Source organism: Enterococcus sp. AZ177, assembly GCF_050544585.1.
Taxonomy (GTDB): domain Bacteria; phylum Bacillota; class Bacilli; order Lactobacillales; family Enterococcaceae; genus Enterococcus_L; species Enterococcus_L plantarum.
In genome coordinates, this window is sequence record NZ_CP172944.1 from 333602 (window position 1) to 351677 (window position 18076).

At 38.4% G+C, this 18076-nt stretch carries 16 protein-coding genes and 1 pseudogene; 13 read left to right on the plus strand and 4 right to left on the minus strand.

Annotation, left to right across the window (positions count from 1 at the left end; all coding sequences use genetic code 11):
• Positions 1 to 157: 157 nt before the first annotated feature.
• Positions 158 to 500, minus strand: a pseudogene (locus IGJ34_RS01565) (glutamine-hydrolyzing GMP synthase); the annotation flags it as partial.
• Positions 501 to 636: 136 nt separating this feature from the next.
• On the opposite strand from IGJ34_RS01565, the gene IGJ34_RS01570 reads away from it, so the two are divergent.
• Both IGJ34_RS01570 and IGJ34_RS01575 read left to right on the plus strand, forming a co-directional pair.
• A complete protein-coding gene (locus tag IGJ34_RS01570; protein WP_206835371.1) occupies positions 637 to 1053 on the plus strand; it encodes a hypothetical protein in 417 nt (138 codons plus the stop codon).
• Positions 1037 to 2293: a hypothetical protein gene (locus tag IGJ34_RS01575; protein WP_430597976.1), complete on the plus strand. Its 1257-nt coding sequence runs from the start codon at positions 1037 to 1039 to the stop codon at positions 2291 to 2293. Before IGJ34_RS01570 ends, IGJ34_RS01575 begins: the two co-directional genes overlap by 17 nt.
• 91 nt (positions 2294 to 2384) lie before the next feature.
• Here IGJ34_RS01575 and guaA read toward each other — a convergent pair whose 3' ends face one another.
• Both guaA and coaA read right to left on the minus strand, forming a co-directional pair.
• Complete coding sequence (gene guaA, locus IGJ34_RS01580; protein WP_430597977.1) at positions 2385 to 3941, minus strand: glutamine-hydrolyzing GMP synthase; 1557 nt, start codon at positions 3939 to 3941, stop codon at positions 2385 to 2387.
• Positions 3942 to 4077: 136 nt separating this feature from the next.
• Positions 4078 to 5001, minus strand: coding sequence for a type I pantothenate kinase (gene coaA / locus IGJ34_RS01585; RefSeq protein ID WP_430598512.1), 924 nt, complete (start codon positions 4999 to 5001; stop codon positions 4078 to 4080).
• Between the two features lie 158 nt (positions 5002 to 5159).
• On the opposite strand from coaA, the gene IGJ34_RS01590 reads away from it, so the two are divergent.
• Both IGJ34_RS01590 and IGJ34_RS01595 read left to right on the plus strand, forming a co-directional pair.
• Positions 5160 to 5750, plus strand: a complete 591-nt coding sequence (locus IGJ34_RS01590) for a GDSL-type esterase/lipase family protein (RefSeq protein WP_069654084.1) — start codon at positions 5160 to 5162, stop codon at positions 5748 to 5750.
• 10 nt (positions 5751 to 5760) lie between these two features.
• Positions 5761 to 6366: a class I SAM-dependent methyltransferase gene (locus tag IGJ34_RS01595; protein WP_069654083.1), complete on the plus strand. Its 606-nt coding sequence runs from the start codon at positions 5761 to 5763 to the stop codon at positions 6364 to 6366.
• Positions 6367 to 6623: 257 nt separating this feature from the next.
• On the opposite strand, the gene add is transcribed toward IGJ34_RS01595, so the two are convergent.
• Positions 6624 to 7634 carry an adenosine deaminase gene (add, locus tag IGJ34_RS01600; protein ID WP_069654082.1) on the minus strand — a complete coding sequence of 337 codons (1011 nt, stop codon included), beginning with the start codon at positions 7632 to 7634 and terminating at the stop codon, positions 6624 to 6626.
• 249 nt (positions 7635 to 7883) lie between these two features.
• On the opposite strand from add, the gene IGJ34_RS01605 reads away from it, so the two are divergent.
• The 9 genes from IGJ34_RS01605 (at position 7884) to deoB (ending at position 18072) form a co-directional block, all read left to right on the plus strand.
• Positions 7884 to 8912, plus strand: coding sequence for a LacI family DNA-binding transcriptional regulator (locus IGJ34_RS01605; protein ID WP_111248403.1), 1029 nt, complete (start codon positions 7884 to 7886; stop codon positions 8910 to 8912).
• Between the two features lie 122 nt (positions 8913 to 9034).
• Positions 9035 to 10336, plus strand: coding sequence for a pyrimidine-nucleoside phosphorylase (locus IGJ34_RS01610; protein WP_430597978.1), 1302 nt, complete (start codon positions 9035 to 9037; stop codon positions 10334 to 10336).
• Between the two features lie 17 nt (positions 10337 to 10353).
• The gene (gene deoC / locus IGJ34_RS01615) at positions 10354 to 11016 is read left to right on the plus strand and encodes a deoxyribose-phosphate aldolase (protein WP_069654079.1); all 663 of its coding nucleotides are present in this window, start codon (positions 10354 to 10356) and stop codon (positions 11014 to 11016) included.
• A 24-nt stretch (positions 11017 to 11040) separates the two neighbouring features.
• Positions 11041 to 11436 carry a cytidine deaminase gene (locus IGJ34_RS01620; RefSeq protein ID WP_069654078.1) on the plus strand — a complete coding sequence of 132 codons (396 nt, stop codon included), beginning with the start codon at positions 11041 to 11043 and terminating at the stop codon, positions 11434 to 11436.
• A 406-nt stretch (positions 11437 to 11842) separates the two neighbouring features.
• Positions 11843 to 12940: a BMP family lipoprotein gene (locus IGJ34_RS01625; protein WP_069654077.1), complete on the plus strand. Its 1098-nt coding sequence runs from the start codon at positions 11843 to 11845 to the stop codon at positions 12938 to 12940.
• A 180-nt stretch (positions 12941 to 13120) separates the two neighbouring features.
• Positions 13121 to 14686, plus strand: a complete 1566-nt coding sequence (locus IGJ34_RS01630; protein ID WP_069654076.1) for an ABC transporter ATP-binding protein — start codon at positions 13121 to 13123, stop codon at positions 14684 to 14686.
• A complete protein-coding gene (locus tag IGJ34_RS01635; protein WP_181429529.1) occupies positions 14679 to 15812 on the plus strand; it encodes an ABC transporter permease in 1134 nt (377 codons plus the stop codon). Before IGJ34_RS01630 ends, IGJ34_RS01635 begins: the two co-directional genes overlap by 8 nt.
• Positions 15812 to 16774, plus strand: coding sequence for an ABC transporter permease (locus tag IGJ34_RS01640; RefSeq protein ID WP_206848408.1), 963 nt, complete (start codon positions 15812 to 15814; stop codon positions 16772 to 16774). The genes IGJ34_RS01635 and IGJ34_RS01640 overlap by 1 nt, the downstream gene beginning before the upstream one ends.
• A gap of 131 nt (positions 16775 to 16905) precedes the next feature.
• On the plus strand, positions 16906 to 18072 hold the full coding sequence (gene deoB / locus IGJ34_RS01645; RefSeq protein ID WP_069654073.1) for a phosphopentomutase: 1167 nt from the start codon (positions 16906 to 16908) through the stop codon (positions 18070 to 18072).
• The last annotated feature ends 4 nt before the right edge of the window (positions 18073 to 18076 follow it).

Genomic DNA, 18076 nt, shown 5'->3' on the forward strand with positions numbered 1-18076 from the left:
CCAAAATTTTTATGGTAGATTCTCATAACAAAAAGTCCGCCAAAATCCTTGGCGGGATTTTGGCGGAAAACCATATCAATTCATTACATTTCAATCCATTTCATAACCTGTCAAATCCTGTTAAATCAACGTTTACACATCAAGTGGTGTATATACATCATTCCCACTCAACAGTAGCAGGTGGCTTACTCGTAATATCATAAACAATCCGATTCACATGATCCACTTCATTCACAATCCTCACAGAATCTTCTGCAACACATCCCAAGGAATTCACGCAAAATCAGCTGTCATCCCATCAATCGAAGTCACTGCACGAATCCCCACAGTATAATCATACGTACGGCCATTGCCCATCACACCACACTACGGATGCCAGGTAACACAGTAAAGTACTGTCAAATATCACGATCTAAACCAGCATTGGCAATCTCTTCACGTAAAATCGCATCAGATTTACGCACGATTTCTAATTTATCTTCGGTAATTTCACCAATCATACATAAAAAAAGACTTGACACGATTTATTTTTTAGAATATTCTGAATTCATAATATGTAAGTTATGTTGCACAAAATGGATAAGTGATTGTTGGCGTAAGATTAAATTTAGAACTAACTTCAAGGAGGGAGGGTAGATGAACATAAAAAAATTTTGCATAGTATCAGTTACTGTTATCATAATTACTATTGTCTATTTTATTTGGAATGCAAGCCGACAAAAAGAAGTTGTACGAAATGAATTACCTCCATTACAAATTCAAGGAGTAGTTCAAGAAAAAGGAAATAATGAGTTTTTCATTAAGCTGTTGGAAGACGTAGAAAATTTAAAGAAAGGTACATCTGTCATAGTTAAATTTTCTGATGAAGTTTTTGATGAATCAAATGCAGTGCTAAATGATTCGGAGATTCGTTTTTATATTGACAGTCTTAGAATAGGAGAACATGTTACGATTTTTTATCCGATGGATAGAATCAGTAATAAAAAGCAAATAGAAATTAGTAGAATTTCAAATATAATCAGAGGGAGTGTTAAAGATGAAAATGAAAAATAAGAGATTAACGTTGTTGGTAGCTGGGTTAATGGGTATTTGTTCGCTCATGGGAACTGGATACGCGGAAGCAAGTGAATTTCAAGAGTTTTTAAATGAAGATACAACTGAGAAATATTCTGATGAAGTAATTTCAGAGCAAGATGTTAAAAATTCTCCATTACTTAATTTTGAAAATAAAGAAGCCTATGCAAAAATTGCACTCGAATTTTCTAATAGTACGGATGTAGGGAAAAATTTTAAGATTTCAGAGATGATTCCTATTTATGATGGAGACAAAAATTTTATTGGGTATGATTGTCGGATGCAGATAGATAATAAAGACCATGGATATGTAATAGTAGATAATCGATTGAAAGAAGATTATATATCGGAATTTAATTTAAACGAAAATGCTACTAGTTTATTTAATAATCTGGTTGAAGTAATAGATGAGGAAACGGATGTCAATACGAATAATGTTTCAGTTGAAGAGAAAGTTATCATTTCAAATGAAGCTACCGTGTACAGTGTAAATATTGAAAATGTTGTTGCTAGTACAGCTACGGGTATAGAAGATCCAGAGAATTTTATTGAAGAGTTGGAAAATCAAGATGCTAGCTATAGTAATCAAGCTTCTTATGGACATTCACAGGATGCTATGACAAGCTACCCTTCTAATTCGGGATATTCTTATGTTGAATCATTTGGAGTTGGAGCATTTATCCCTATGTTACAAGGTGATGCTGAAGCCCACTCAGGTAAGTTTGCATGTTCAGTCACAGCAATGAGTATTATTGCTGAAAAGCTTGGTCTTGCAAGAGGAGCAACGTACGATCCTAAAACGATTAATGCAACTTACAACAAACTTTGGAAAGATTCAGGGACAACAACTTATAAGACTGCAACTAAATACGGTAAAACGATTTCCTATGGATCGACATATGATAATAAACTTATTCCGGCAATGAATAGTTTAGCTAGATCAAAAGGTAAAACTGTAAATTCTGCTCAAATTCAGAAACCTGTCTTTTCTCAAATGAAATCTTATTTGCGAAATAATAAAAATTTTATTTTTGGTTATAGTGTCGTAAAAGGGTCAGGTCATTCAGTTGTCGTACAAGGGTATCATATCGGTAAGAAGACCACAGTTAATTCAAACTTCCTAATAATTGCAGATGGTTGGACCATCGGTGCAAGATATATTAACTTTACAGCTCATGGAAGTAATATGACTAATACTTGTATGACAGCATTTTGGTAGAATGAAAAGTAAATTATTTGTTTAATCTATATTATTATGAATAAAAAAACCGAAAAATTCTGTATTAATCAGAATTCTTCGGTTATTTATTTTATTCCCACTCAACAGTAGCAGGTGGCTTACTCGTAATATCATAAACAATCCGATTCACATGATCTACTTCATTCACGATCCTCACAGAAATCTTCTGCAACACATCCCAAGGAATTCTCGCAAAGTCCGCCGTCATCCCATCGATCGAAGTCACAGCACGAATTCCCACAGTATAATCATACGTACGACCATCACCCATCACACCCACACTACGGATGCCAGGTAACACAGTAAAGTACTGCCAAATATCACGATCTAAACCAGCATTAGCGATCTCTTCACGTAAAATCGCATCAGAATCGCGCACGATTTCTAATTTTTCTTCAGTAATTTCACCAAGCACACGAATCCCTAAACCAGGACCAGGGAATGGTTGGCGCCAAACTAGCGCTTCAGGCATGCCTAATTCGATTCCTAAGGCACGAACTTCATCTTTAAACAACGTATTCAACGGTTCAATCAATTCAAATTGCATATCTTCCGGCAATCCGCCCACGTTATGGTGAGATTTGATTGTTTGCGCTGTCTCAGTTCCGCTTTCTACGATATCTGTATAAAGAGTTCCTTGTGCTAGGAAGTCGATTCCATCAAGTTTTGTTGCTTCATCATCGAAAAGATAAACGAATTCATTTCCAATGATTTTACGTTTTTTCTCTGGATCAGAAACACCAGCTAATTTATCTAAGAAGCGTTTTTTCGCATCTACTTTAATAATGTTTAAACCGAATTTTCCGCCTAAACTATCCATTACTTGTTCTGCTTCACCTTTACGCAATAAACCATGATCTACAAAGATACATGTCAATTGGTCGCCGATAGCTTTTTGTAAAAGTACACCAACAACGCTTGAATCCACGCCGCCTGAAAGGCCAAGAAGGACTTTTTTATCGCCGACTTGTTCACGGATTTTGTTGATTTCCATTTCGATGAAGTTGCCCATTGTCCAGTCGCCTTCGCAATGACAAATATCAAACGTAAAGTGACGTAATAAGTCATTCCCATATTCAGAATGACGAACTTCTGGATGGAATTGCACACCGTAAAGGTTGCGAGCTGTATCTTCAACTGCTGCAAACGGACAATCTGCGCTAGTTGCCACTGTTTCAAAGCTATCAGGGATGGCAGCGACTAGGTCACCATGACTCATCCAAGCGACTTGTTTTTCAGGTGTGCCTTTAAAAATAGGTGAATCAGGAATCAAAAGTGATAGCTCTGATTTACCATATTCACGGTTACCTGCAGGTTCAACTTTTCCACCTAAATTATGCATCATTAGTTGCATACCGTAACAAATCCCTAGTATTGGAATGCCTAATTCATAAATTTCAGGATCGATACTAAACGCATTTTCATCATAAACACTATTTGGGCCACCAGAGAAAATAATTCCTTTTGGTGCCATTTCGCGAATTTCATCCGCTGTGATTCGGTGGCTCAATAACTCTGAGAACACGCCAAATTCACGAATACGTCGAGTAATCAATTGGTTATATTGACTACCAAAGTCTAAAACAATAATTTTTTCGACAGTTGTCAAATCGGCAACATTGGTCACATTTATTACCCCTATCCATTTAGATTTATCTAATAAAAGGTCAAAAAGAATTTTTTGACCTTTTTAGAATCAAATTAAGTGTTGCTACTGTTGAGTGGGAATAGTAGCAGGTGTTTGAAGCTTAGCGAAATTGATTTTAATATTTACGCATAAATATCTCATCAATAATATGATTTTCAGTCTTATGAAGTATAATATCCGCTCTGCCTCGAGTTGGCAAGATATATTCCTCTAAGTTTTTCAAATTCACCGTTTTCCATACTTCTTTAGCCATCGCAAAGGCATCTTCACGGTTTCCAATCGCATATTGATAATAGTAATTATCTGGATCAAGAAAAGCCGTATCAAGTAAAGCACCAAAACGTTCAAGGTACCATTTTTCGATCAGCTTCGGTTCTGCATCTACAAAGACTGAAAAGTCAAAGAAGTCGCTGACGTAAATCTGCTGATTGGCAGGCAATTGCAGTGTGTTGATTCCTTCAACGATCAGAATATCTGGTTGTTGGATCACTTCATATTCGCCTTCAATAATATCATAGACACTATGAGAATAAAGCGGTGCTTTGATTTCTTCTTGGCTATTTTTGACTTGGTTTAAAAAGTCGATCAACTTTTCCATGTCATAGCTCTCTGGAAATCCTTTCCGATCCATAATGCCCTTTTCTTCCAATACTTTATTCGGATACAAAAAGCCATCCGTTGTAATCAGTTGGACATTGCGGCGTTTAAAGGTTCTGGATAAAATCAGCTGCAGTAAACGGGCGGTGGTACTTTTCCCAACAGCAACACTACCAGCGATCCCGATGATAAAAGGCGGAACAGGCACATATTCATGTAAAAACAGCCCTTTGCTAACAGTTAAAGACTCAAATTCTTTCATATATAAATGAATCAGATGGGTCAGTGGCACGTAAATGTCCTGCACATCCTGCAATGAAATTTGATCATTGAAGCCTTTAATATCTTCTAATTCTTCTTCTGTCAGCGGCGCTTTGCCGTTATGATAGAAGCCCTGCCATTCCTTCCGTGAAATGGGGTAATAATTCATTTTATCGTTCATCGGTTCCTCCACCAAAGCCAACATTTATTTCTGCTCCTATTTTAACATAATTTAGCTAGACCTAACACCAATTCCTAAAATAATTCTTTGCCTCAGCAAAACGGCCTTTTCAATGGTATGATAAATAAAGAAAACAAGTCGAGAAAGGAAAATGCTTGATGAAAAAAATCGTTTTATTTGGAGATAGTATCACAGCTGGATATGGCGAAGAAGCCATCACGCCGATTTTGCAAAATCTGATCACTGAAGATCTAGCAGCCCAAAATTATGAAGAGGTGATGATCGTAAATGCTGGCATGCCAGGAGATACCACGCAAGCTGCAATGAACCGTTTGGACAAAGAAGTTGTAGCTGAACAAGCAGATATCGTAACCATCTTTTTCGGCGCGAATGATACGAATAGCGACAATCTAGTACCTTTAGAAAAATACGCAGAAAACATCGAAACAATGATTAATAAAATCGGCAAAGAAAAAGTGATTTTACTCACACCGTCTTATGTAGATTGCGCTAGAAAACCAACACGTGCTGATGATCGGATTCGTGAATATGTCGAACGAGTGAAAGTAATCGGCGCTAAATATGAAATTCCTGTTATTGATTTATACAAAGCAATGGTGGTTTACCCCGGCACAGATGAATTTTTACAAGCAGACGGACTTCATTTTTCTAAAACCGGTTATGACCTATTAGCTGCCTTGATTGTTCGTGAAATAAAAGGTAGACTGGTGACAAAAGAAAATAGTTAGGAAGAAGAAAATGAATAATCATTATTATACAGAAAATCCAGATTTAGCTCATAATTTAGAGCAGTGGTCGTTTGAATTAAAAGGAAAGAAATTCCAGTTTTTAACCGATAGCGGAGTGTTTTCCCGTAATACAGTGGACTTTGGTTCTCGTGTGTTAATTGATGCGTTTGAGTGGGAAAATCTTCCCGAAGGCAAATTGCTGGATGTCGGTTGCGGTTACGGTCCAATCGGTTTAACGTTGGCTTCGTTCAGTGGAAGAACGGTAGAAATGATCGATGTTAATCAGCGAGCAGTCGCTTTAGCGCAAGAAAATGCGAAGAAAAATCATGTGGAAAATGTTGATATCCATACCTCAAATATCTACGCTGATACCCATGAACAGCAATACGCTGCAATCATCAGCAATCCACCGATCCGAGCTGGGAAAAAAGTCGTTCATGAAATTTTAAGTGAAGCGCATCCGAGACTGTTAGTCGGTGGGACGTTGACTGTCGTGATCCAAAAGAAACAAGGTGCACCAAGCGCTGAGAAGAAAATGTCAGAAGTTTTTGGGAATGTTGAGATTGTCACAAAAGATAAAGGATACTATATTTTAAGAAGCGTGAAAGAAGCATAGTTAAATAGACACTCGTAAACGTTCTGCTGCTTACGAGTGTCTATTTTTTATCGTGAAAAAGCTGCGATTCTATAGATAGTTTGAGGTGTTTGTCCTGAAATATATAGAGTCTTGTTGCCAGCGATTTTTGTGTTTTGATAAAGTTGCAGATTCTTCACTCTGTTCGAGTTGATCGGTTTATTGTATGACACGGAAGAGTTGTTACTGGCTATTTAACTGTGAAGACAAATAATGTATCGTTTCGGTTTTATAGTAAATCAATACTCATTTTTTAATTGTTCATGAAGAACTTGTTTTTCATGTTCCGGAATAAATGCGCCATTTACTGCATTATGATTCAATTGCTCCATATCTGCATAAGTAATGCCGTACCATTCATGAAGTTTCATATATTCATCTGTTAACGTTGTATCAGAAACGGTACGATTGTCGGTATTGATACAGACGTTGATGCCAGCATCAATAAATGTTTGGAAAGGATAATCTGCTAATTTAGTAACGGTCTTTGTTTGAAAGTTACTGGTAGGACACATTTCTATCAAAATATTTTTGTCTCGCAATAAAGAAAAATATTCAGGTGTGTCTTTTACAGCGATACCGTGCCCAATTCGTTTAGCGCCTAAATAAACTGCGTCAGCAACATTTTTTCCACATCCACATTCACCTGCATGAAGTGTTAAAGGAATCGTCAATTGATTGACTAACTCTAGCGTCTCTTCAAACGTATAAGGTGGAAAATCCAGTTCATTTCCAGCTAGATCAAAGCCTACAATCCCCTCTTTTTTGAATGATTCAGCTAATTGAACAATTTTCTCAATAGCTGCAGAGTCTTCGTGTCGCATACCGCATAGCAGGGCATTGCTTTTTACACCGAAACGTTGTTGTCCTTGTTGGAGACCTGATAATACAGCCTTGATTACTTTAGGTAGAGAAAGTCCTTTTTCAGTATGAAGGGAGGGCGCAAAACGGATTTCGATGTACTGGATATGTTCTTCCGCTGCCTGATGAATAACATCGAGTGCGGCGGTTGTTAAAGCTGCTTCAGTTTGTAGACAGGACAACACTAAATCAAAACGTTCTAAGTAATCATTTAAGTTTTGACAATCGGCAGGAGCAACTAATTGTTTTTTTAATTGATCATCATCAACGGGTAAGGAAATGCCTTGCGGTTCTGCTATTTTCCGTAAAGTTTCGGGGCGTATAGAACCGTCTAAATGACAATGCAGCTCTATTTTTGGTAGTTTTTTGACGTGCTCTCGTTTCACCATATCATCCTCTCTTTTCTTTTAGTACTATTCGTCTCGTCGATAAGTATTTTGAAGACTTTAACATGCCACGCGAGCTCTGTCAAATTGAGGCTAACTAAACCGTTGGAAATAAAATTAGGCTGTTTTTGTGCTAAACTTTTTGCTTAAACTATTTTATTCTAATAAATTCTGATAAACTAGAATCATTCGATACGTATTTTGAAAACGTTGACATGGTTGGTAGATCTTGACAATAAAGGGAGAATAAAAATGAAGTTGACTATTAAAGAAATTGCAGATATGGCGGGTGTCTCTGTCACAACAGTATCCCAAATCATCAATAACAAAGGCAGCCGCTTCAGTGAAAAAACGAGAAATAAAGTATTAGCTGTAGTAGAAAAATATGATTACAAGCCAGATTATTTTGCCTCAAACCTCATTACGCGTCACTCAAAAACAATTGGCATGGTTGTACCTGATGTGACCGATTTTTTCTTTGCAAAAGTAATTGAGGGAGTTGAAACGTACCTAAATTCATTAGGTTATATGATTTTATTATGTAATTCGAAACACGATGAGGAGAAAGCAACACAGTACGTTACAGAACTTGTTCATCGCTCTGTGGATGGGATTATTTTTGCAACCCCTCACATTTTACCTGCTACTCATATTTTACGTAATAAAAGTAAACGAAAAGTTCCTGTGATTCTTGTCGATCGAGGCATCAATCTAAGAGAAAGTGGTCGCTTGATCGTGAAAGAATATGAAGGGGCATATCAAGCGGTTTTGTCGCTGATCCAACAAGGTCATAAACATATTGCTATGCTAAAAGAAAATGATGGTTACTATCAATTGACGGAAAGAGTGACTGCATATCAGCATGCTTTAAAAGATCATGGAATCCCAGTAAGGGAAGAATATATGAGTAGCGGAGATTTGAATTTGGGTGGTGGTTATACGGCAGCGAAAGGTGTATTAAAAAATTCTGCGATTACAGCTATTTTTTGTGGAAATGATGAAATGGCAATGGGAGCGTATCAGGCAATTGAAGAGTCCGGCAAGAAAATTCCTGATGATATTTCTGTTATTGGATTTGATGGATTGGAGATTTCAGAATATTTGGTACCAGGACTAACAACTGTTTATCAACCCAGTTTTGATATCGGCTTTTATGCAGCACAATTTTTGGTCGAGTCAATCAACGATCCTGAGAAAAAAATTCCGAATAAAATTTTCGATACAACATTTATTTTAAGAAATAGTACGAAATCGATTGACAATCAGAGTGATTTGATTTAATGTTCGTTTTATAAGCGGTTACATTTTATGTAAGCGTTAGTAAACTGTTTTACTAAAAGGTTTTAACCTGAATGATTTTAGTGTATAATACATCCTTGGGGATTGATTCGGAGGAAAAAAGCATGAGAATGGTAGATTTGATCGAGAAAAAACGTGATGGACAGGCCTTAACAGATGAAGAGATTCAATTCATTGTGTCTGGCTATACCAAAGGGGATATTCCAGATTATCAGATGAGCGCATTTTTAATGACTGTCTTCTATAAAGATATGACGGACGAAGAGATTACCACCCTGACATTGGCAATGGCTAATTCAGGCGAGATGATCGATCTTTCATCGATTCAAGGAATCAAAGTAGATAAACATTCTACTGGTGGTGTCGGTGATACAACGACCTTGATTTTAGCACCTCTTGTTGCAAGTGTGGGTGTTAGTGTAGCAAAAATGTCTGGTAGAGGACTTGGGTATACCGGTGGTACGTTGGATAAATTAGAAGCAATTCCTGGATTTCATGTGGAAATACCAGATGAAGATTTTATTCGTTTGGTAAATGAAAGCCATGTAGCAGTCATTGGTCAGTCTGGCGATTTAGCACCAGCCGATAAAAAATTATATGCGTTGCGGGACGTTACAGCCACCGTTAATTCGATACCGTTGATTGCAAGTTCGATTATGAGTAAAAAAATTGCAGCGGGTGCCGATGCAATCGTGCTGGATGTAACAACAGGTGAAGGTGCGTTCATGAAAAATATTGATGAAGCACGTCGCTTAGCTGAAACAATGGTTCGGATCGGGCACTTAGCCAACCGTCAAACAATGGCAGTCATCTCAGATATGTCTCAACCACTAGGCGAAGCAATCGGCAATAGTTTAGAAGTTGTTGAAGCGATTGAGACGCTTCGCGGTAAAGGACCAGAAGATTTAATGGAAATGTGCTATATATTAGGAAGTCAAATGGTTGTTTTAGCTAAAAAAGCAGATACATTAGATGAAGCACGAGCAATGCTAAAAGAAGCGTTGGAATCTGGCAAAGCGCTGGATAAATTCCGCGAAATGATCCGTAATCAAGGTGGAGAAGAGAGTATCATCGAGGCTCCAGAGCGGTTATTAACGGCTAAATATCAAATAGAATTACCAGCAAAAACAGCAGGAGTCGTACAAAAAATCGTTGCCAATGAAATTGGTATCGCCGCGATGCTTTTAGGTGCAGGACGTGCAACGAAAGAAGATTCGGTCGACCACGCAGTGGGGATTAAACTTCATAAAAAAGTTGGTATGCCTGTTAAGACCGGCGAGTCACTGCTAACTATTTATTCCAATTCAGAATCAATCGAGAACGTAAAAGAACTTTTATATAAAAATATCGAAATCGGCAGTTCTGGCACTGAACCTGAGCTGATCCATGATATAATAACAGCATAAAGGAAGTGTAAAAAATAATGGAATTAAATCAAATGATTGACCACACTATTTTAAAAGCAGATGCAAATGAAGAGGATGTTTTACGAATTATTGAAGAAGCGAAAAAACACGAATTCTTCTCGGTTTGTATTAATCCGTGCTGGGTTGCTTTGGCCAAAGAACGCTTAGCAGGAACTTCTGTTGATGTGTGTACGGTAATTGGGTTTCCTTTAGGTGCCAATACATCAGAAGTCAAAGCGTATGAAGCAACAGATGCGATCAACAATGGTGCAACAGAAGTGGATATGGTCATCAATGTCGGGGCATTGAAATCGAAGCAATACAAAAAAGTATCAAAAGATATTCAAGCAGTTGTTGATGCGGCTAAAGGTAAAGCTTTAGTTAAAGTCATCATCGAGACGGCATTACTCACAGATGAAGAAAAGATCAAAGTGTGTACGCTTGCCAAAGAAGCAGGTGCCGATTTTGTTAAAACATCAACTGGTTTTTCAACAGGTGGAGCAACTATCGCAGATGTTAAATTGATGCGTGAGACCGTCGGACCTGATATGGGTGTGAAAGCTTCAGGTGGTATCCATAATGAAGCTGAAGCACGCGCTATGATCGAAGCTGGGGCTACACGTATCGGAACAAGTGCTGGTGTTGCAATCATGGAAGGCGCTACAGGAACAGGCTATTAATTTAAAGAAGAAAGTGGCGGACAAATGACAGCAAAACAAGAATGGTTAGCTATTGCGGATGATGCGTTAACAAAAGCATACGTGCCTTACTCACACTTTCCAGTGGGTGCGTGCCTTGTTACCAAAGAAGGAAAAACGTACCAAGGAGTCAATATCGAAAATGCTTCATATGGATTGACGAATTGTGCTGAGCGGACAGCGATCTTCAAGGCTGTTTCAGAAGGGGAACGAGAGTTTCAACATTTAGTGATTGCAGGAAATACACCTGAACCGATTTCTCCGTGCGGTGCATGCCGTCAAGTGATGGCTGAATTTTGTACGCCTGAAATGCCGGTCACATTAGTTGGTGAACATGGCGTGTCTAAGGAAATGACCGTGGGCGAGCTACTGCCTTATGCATTTACGGAAAAAGACTTATAAGATCTAGCTACATGAACCAAACCTCTCAACAAATAGACAAATTGCTTTGCTACACAACGAATGAAAAGAGTTGATGTAAAAAGGCACCTACTTTGGTTGTTCGAGGTCTGAGCGGTTCATTCCACTTTGCTTAGAAACATGCCAAGAAACACAACGAAATTTTGAGTTGATGTTGATTGGTACAAGGTGACTGAAAGGAACGTTGCTTCCATTCGTTATTTTGAAGTTGAAAAATACAAGACGAACGAAGAGAGAGTTGTTTCATTGCTTGGAAACACAAAGAACAAAGTGATTTGATGTTGAAAAGTACAAGACGAACGAAGAGAGAGTTGTTTCATTATTATCTTGTTTCATTCAGTCATCTGGCTGTTGAAAATATAAAACTATTTTAGGGGGCTTTACAGAGATGAAAAAAGCAAAATTATTTGGTTTTGGCTTGACTGCACTGGCATTAACACTTGCGTTAGCGGCATGTGGCGGGGGTAAAAAAGATTCAACAGATGGAAAATCAGCAGGTGGGGACGCAGATCACAGCGTTGTTATCGTTACTGATATCGGTGGTGTAGATGATCGCTCGTTCAACCAATCAGCTTGGGAAGGGTTACAAGCTTGGGGGAAAGAACATGATTTGAAAAAAGGAGCAAATGGCTTTGATTATATTCAATCAAATGATGCTTCAGAATACGTAACAAACATTGATACAGCTGTTTCTAACGGATTTAAAACAGTCTTTGGTATTGGCTATCTGCTAGCTGATTCTATCAGTACTGCAGCTGATGCAAATTCAGATACACAATTTGGTATCGTTGATAGTGTTATCGAAGGAAAAGATAATGTAGTATCTGCAACATTTAAAGACCAAGAAGCTGCATATTTAGCTGGCGTGGCAGCAGCACACACAACAAAAACAAACACTGTAGGATTTATCGGTGGTGAAGAAGGCGCAGTAATCGACCGTTTTGAAGCTGGTTTCCACCAAGGTGTAAACGATGCAGCAAAAGAATTGAAAAAAGACATAAAAGTTGAAGTTGAATACGCTGCTTCATTTGGTGATCCTGCCAAAGGGAAAGCATTAGCTGCTTCTATGTATCAAAAAGGCGCTGATATTATTTATCACGCTGCCGGCGGTACAGGTCAAGGTGTTTTCCAAGAAGCAAAAGACTTAAATGAAACTGGTTCAAAAGAAAAAGTTTGGGTTATCGGTGTAGATAGCGACCAAGATAAAGAAGGCAAATACAAAACAAAAGACGGTAAAGAAGACAATTTCACTTTAACATCAACTCTTAAAGGTGTAGGTGCTGCGGTACAAGATATCTCTAATCGTGCATTAGAAGATAAATTCCCTGGTGGCGAACACTTAGTTTACGGTTTGAAAGATGGCGGTGTTGATTTGACAAAAGGCTACTTATCAGACGAAGCACAAAAAGCTGTTGATACAGCGAAAGAAGAAATCATCGCTGAAAAAATCACTGTTCCAGAAGTACCAAAAGATGTAAAAGAATAGATTTCTACGCTTAGCGCTGTGGTAATAGCAGCGCTAAGACTTTATTAAGCTTTTAAAGAAGGAAAACGAATCATACAACCATTCATTTTCTTTCTTTAAGTGCCTAAAAGCTACTTTATTTTTAAGAAGTACTGTATTAATAGATGATGCAAGTGATTAAATTGTTAGGAAGTGAAAAATGTGGCTCAGGAAAACTATGTAATTGAGATGCGCAATATCACTAAGCAGTTCGGGACTTTTAAGGCTAATGATAATATCAACTTAACTGTCCGGCCTGGAGAAATCCATGCTTTGCTAGGGGAAAACGGCGCTGGGAAATCTACCTTAATGAACATTTTATCTGGTTTATTAGAACCAACATCAGGTGAAATATTTATGAATGGTTCAAAAGTATCGATCAATGGACCAACTACAGCAAATCGTTTAGGAATCGGGATGGTTCATCAACATTTCATGTTGGTAGATGCCTTTACTGTAACTGAAAACATCATTTTAGGTAGTGAACCGACGAATGCAGGTGTGTTGGATCGCAAAAAAGCAACGACAGAAATCAAGCGAGTTTCTGAACAATATGGTCTGTCAGTGGATCCAAGTGCCTATATTCGTGACATCTCGGTTGGTGCACAACAACGTGTAGAAATTCTGAAAACGTTATACCGTGGTGCAGATGTTTTAATTTTTGACGAGCCAACAGCCGTTTTGACTCCTCAAGAGATTGATGAGTTGATGGAAATCATGCGCGGGCTTGTTCAAGAAGGCAAATCAATCATCTTGATTACCCACAAATTAGACGAAATCAAAAAAGTAGCAGATCGTTGTACAGTTATTCGTCGTGGCCAAAGTATTGATACGGTAAATGTCAAAGATGTCTCTTCACAACAATTAGCAGATATGATGGTTGGCCGTTCTGTCTCCTTTAAAACAGAAAAGAAAGTGGCTGATCCTAAAGAAGTAGTTCTTTCAATCAAAGAGTTGGTCGTTAAAGAAAGTCGTGGATTAGAAGCTGTTAAAAGTCTTAGTTTAGATGTGCGAGCAGGTGAAGTGGTTGGTATCGCTGGAATCGACGGAAATGGACAAACAGAACTGATTCAAGCTCTAACTGGACTACGTAAAGCAGAAAGTGGATCAGTTGAATTACGAGGAACGACGATCACAAACAAACAACCTCGTGCAATTACAGAAGCAGGCGTTGGTCATGTGCCAGAAGACCGCCATAAGTATGGTTTGATTTTAGATATGACCTTAGCTGAAAATATTGCGTTACAAACCTACTATAAAAAACCATTAAGTAATACAGGTGTTTTGAACTATAATCAGATCAATTCATATGCGCGTAGATTGATTGAAGAATATGATGTACGCACAGTAAACGAATTGGTTCCTGCCAAAGCCTTATCAGGAGGAAATCAACAAAAAGCAATCATTGCTCGAGAAATCGATCGTAATCCAGATTTATTGATTGTTTCGCAACCCACTCGTGGATTAGATGTTGGGGCGATCGAATACATCCATAAACGCTTGATTGAGCAAAGAGATAAAGACAAAGCGGTATTAGTCGTGAGTTTTGAATTAGATGAAATTTTAAATGTTTCCGATCGTATTGCGGTTATTCATGCAGGGAAAATCGTCGGAATCGTTGATCCAAACGAAACGAGCGAAAATGAATTAGGGTTATTAATGGCTGGTTATTCATTAGAAGAAGCTAGAGCCGAATTAAGTCAAAAGGCAGGTGAGGCAGTTGAATAATCGATCAGAAACATTACGGAATGTTTTAGTTCCTATTTTATCAGTATTGATGGGATTTATTCTCGGTGCAATTATTATGTTGATTTCAGGTCAAAATCCGATTGCTGGATACCAAGCGATGCTCCAGACTGCGTTTCAAAGTCCAAAAAGTATCGGGGAAATTTTTGTAACAGCAGGGCCTTTGATTTTTACAGCATTAGGATTTGCGGTAGCAAATTCAGCAGGATTCTTTAACATCGGTCTTTCAGGGCAAGCCTTGTGCGGTTGGGTAACAAGTATTTGGGTAGCACTTGCTATGCCAGATGCCCCTCGAATGGTTGTTCTGCCGTTGGCGGTACTCGCGGGCGCTTTAGCAGGCGCTTTGGCAGCTGCCATCCCAGGTTTGCTACGCGCTTTCTTTGGGACAAGTGAAGTAATCGTGACGATCATGTTGAATTATGTTTTTCTTTATACAAGTACCCACATTGTTAATAATGTGATGGCAAAAGATTTAATGACGAATAAAGGGGTTACAAAAGTAATTGGAGAAAATGCTAGCTTACGTACAGGTTTCCTAAAAGAATTGAGTAGCGGGTCACGTTTGAATATTGGGATTTTTATGGCGCTTGTTTTCTTAGTTTTAATATGGTTCCTTATGAAGAAAACGACTTTGGGCTATGAAATTCGTTCAGTTGGGTTGAACCCATTTGCTTCTGAATATGCTGGTATGAGTAGTAAACGGACAATCGTGATGTCAATGGTTATTTCAGGAACTTTAGCTGGTCTTGGCGGTGTCGTTCTTGGACTAGGCACATTTGGCAACTTCTTTGTTCAAGGATCTTCATTGAGTATTGGATTTGATGGAATGGCGATTTCTTTACTGGGAGCAGGAAGTTCAATTGGAATATTCCTATCTGCGATTCTTTTCAGTGTGCTGAAACTTGGTGGTCAAGGAATGCCGCTTCGCGCAGGTGTTCCCATCGAATTAGTGGATGTTGTGATCGCTGCAATCATTTTCTTTGTTGCAATCAGCTATTTGATTCGCTTCTTATTAGCGAAAGCTTCAGGAAATAAAAAAGAAGTAGCGATTGTGGAAGAATTAGTTGGAAAATCAGATCCGACAAGTCAAGAAGGAGGCAAAATCTAATGGATATTGCATTAATCGCTGTATTAGCGCCGATTATTACACAAACGTTGGTTTATTCTACTCCTTTAGTTTTTACGGCTCTGGGTGGGACTTTTTCCGAACGTAGTGGTATTGTAAACGTAGGACTTGAAGGAATCATGGTCATGGGTGCCTTTAGTTCCGTTGTATTTAACTTAACCTTTGCTGAAACGTTTGGCGCAGCAACACCGTGGCTCGCTTGTTTAGTCGGAGGTGTGGTTGGCATGTTATTTTCACTGCTTCATGCAGTTGCGACAATCAATTTAAGAGCAGATCATATCATCAGTGGAACTGTAGTCAATTTAATGGCACCTGCTCTTGGAATATTCTTGATCAAAGTAATTTATGGAAAAGGGCAAACAGATACAATCACAGAATCATTTGGTTACTTTTCATTTCCTATTTTGAAGGATATTCCGATTTTAGGTGATTTATTCTTCAAACAAACCACCTTGCCAGCTTTCGTGGCGATTATCGTGGCCATTATTTCTTGGTTTGTTTTATTTAAAACGCGCTTTGGATTACGCCTTCGTTCAGTGGGTGAAAATCCCCAAGCAGCAGATACACTTGGAATCAATGTGTACGTTATGCGCTATGCGGGTGTTTTGATCTCTGGCTTTTTAGGTGGGATCGGAGGAGCTGTATTCGCTCAAACGATTGCTGGACGTTTTGCAGTTACAACGATTGCCGGACAAGGATTTATTTCAATGGCAGCGATGATTTTTGGTAAATGGAATCCACTTGGCGCGATGGGCGCAGCCTTGTTCTTTGGTTTTGCGCAAAATATCAGTATTGCGGGCTCAAATCTACCAGTTATTTCATCAATACCAGCTGTTTATCTACAAGCAGCACCGTATGTGTTAACCATTGTTGTTTTAGTTGTTTTCTTAGGAAAAGCATCTGGACCTAAAGCAATCGGGAAAAATTATATCAAATCAAAATAAAGTTAGTACAAAAGGGTGGGCTATGGGAAATTTTCTGAAGTCGCGCCCTTTTTCTAAATAGTTATTATGTTAGTTTTGCAGGACTGACTTTCAAAATTTTTTAACAAATATCAATAGAAAGAAGGATGGTTATGTTTAAACGTGTACATTTAATAGTGATGGATTCAGTCGGGATTGGTGAAGCGCCTGATGCTGAAAAGTTTGGTGATGTTGGGAGTGATACTTTAGGACATATCGCAAAAGAAGCAGGCTTGACAATTCCTAATTTAGAAAATCTAGGACTTGGAACGATTGCCCCGCTTCACAATGTAGAAGCGGTTGCTGAGCATAAAGGGTATGCAACGAAATTAGAAGAAATTTCAGTTGGAAAAGACACTATGACTGGACATTGGGAAATTATGGGCTTGAATATTCAAAAACCTTTCCGAGTATTTCCAGACGGATTTCCAGAAGAATTATTAAAACAAATCGAAGAATTTTCAGGACGTAAAATAGTTTGTAATAAGCCCTACAGTGGTACAGCAGTTTTAGATGATTACGGAAAACATCAAATGGAAACGGGCGACTTGATCGTATACACATCTGCTGATCCAGTGCTGCAAATTGCGGCGCATGAAGAGATCATTCCGCTGGAAGAATTATACCGTATTTGTCAGTATGTTCGCGACATTACCAAAGATGAACCTTATATGATCGGTCGAATTATCGCTCGTCCGTATGTTGGTGAACCTGGAAACTTTACTAGAACAAGTAACCGTCATGATTATGCCTTAGATCCATTTGGCAAAACGGTTCTTGATTCATTAAAGGATAATGGGAAGGAAGTTATTGCAGTCGGCAAAATCAACGACATTTTCAATGGTCAAGGTATTACAGACTCAGTGCGTACGAAAAGCAATATGGACGGTGTAGATCAATTGCTAAACGTGATGAAACGAGATTTTGAAGGCTTGAGTTTCACTAACTTAGTTGATTTTGATGCGTTATACGGTCACCGTCGTGATGTAGTTGGTTATGCACATGCAATTGAAGCATTTGATTTGAGACTTCCAGAAATAATTGAGTCATTAGAAGAAGATGATTTGCTGATGATTACAGCTGACCACGGAAATGACCCGACATTTCCTGGGACTGATCACACTAGAGAATATGTTCCATTATTAGTTTACAGCAAAAAAATGAGCGGACAAGGTAGTTTAGCGCAAGGGCATTATGCAGATATTTCAGCAACAGTGGCTGAAAACTTTGCTGTTCCAAAAACAGAAAACGGCGAAAGCTTTTTAAATAAACTAGTATAGGAGA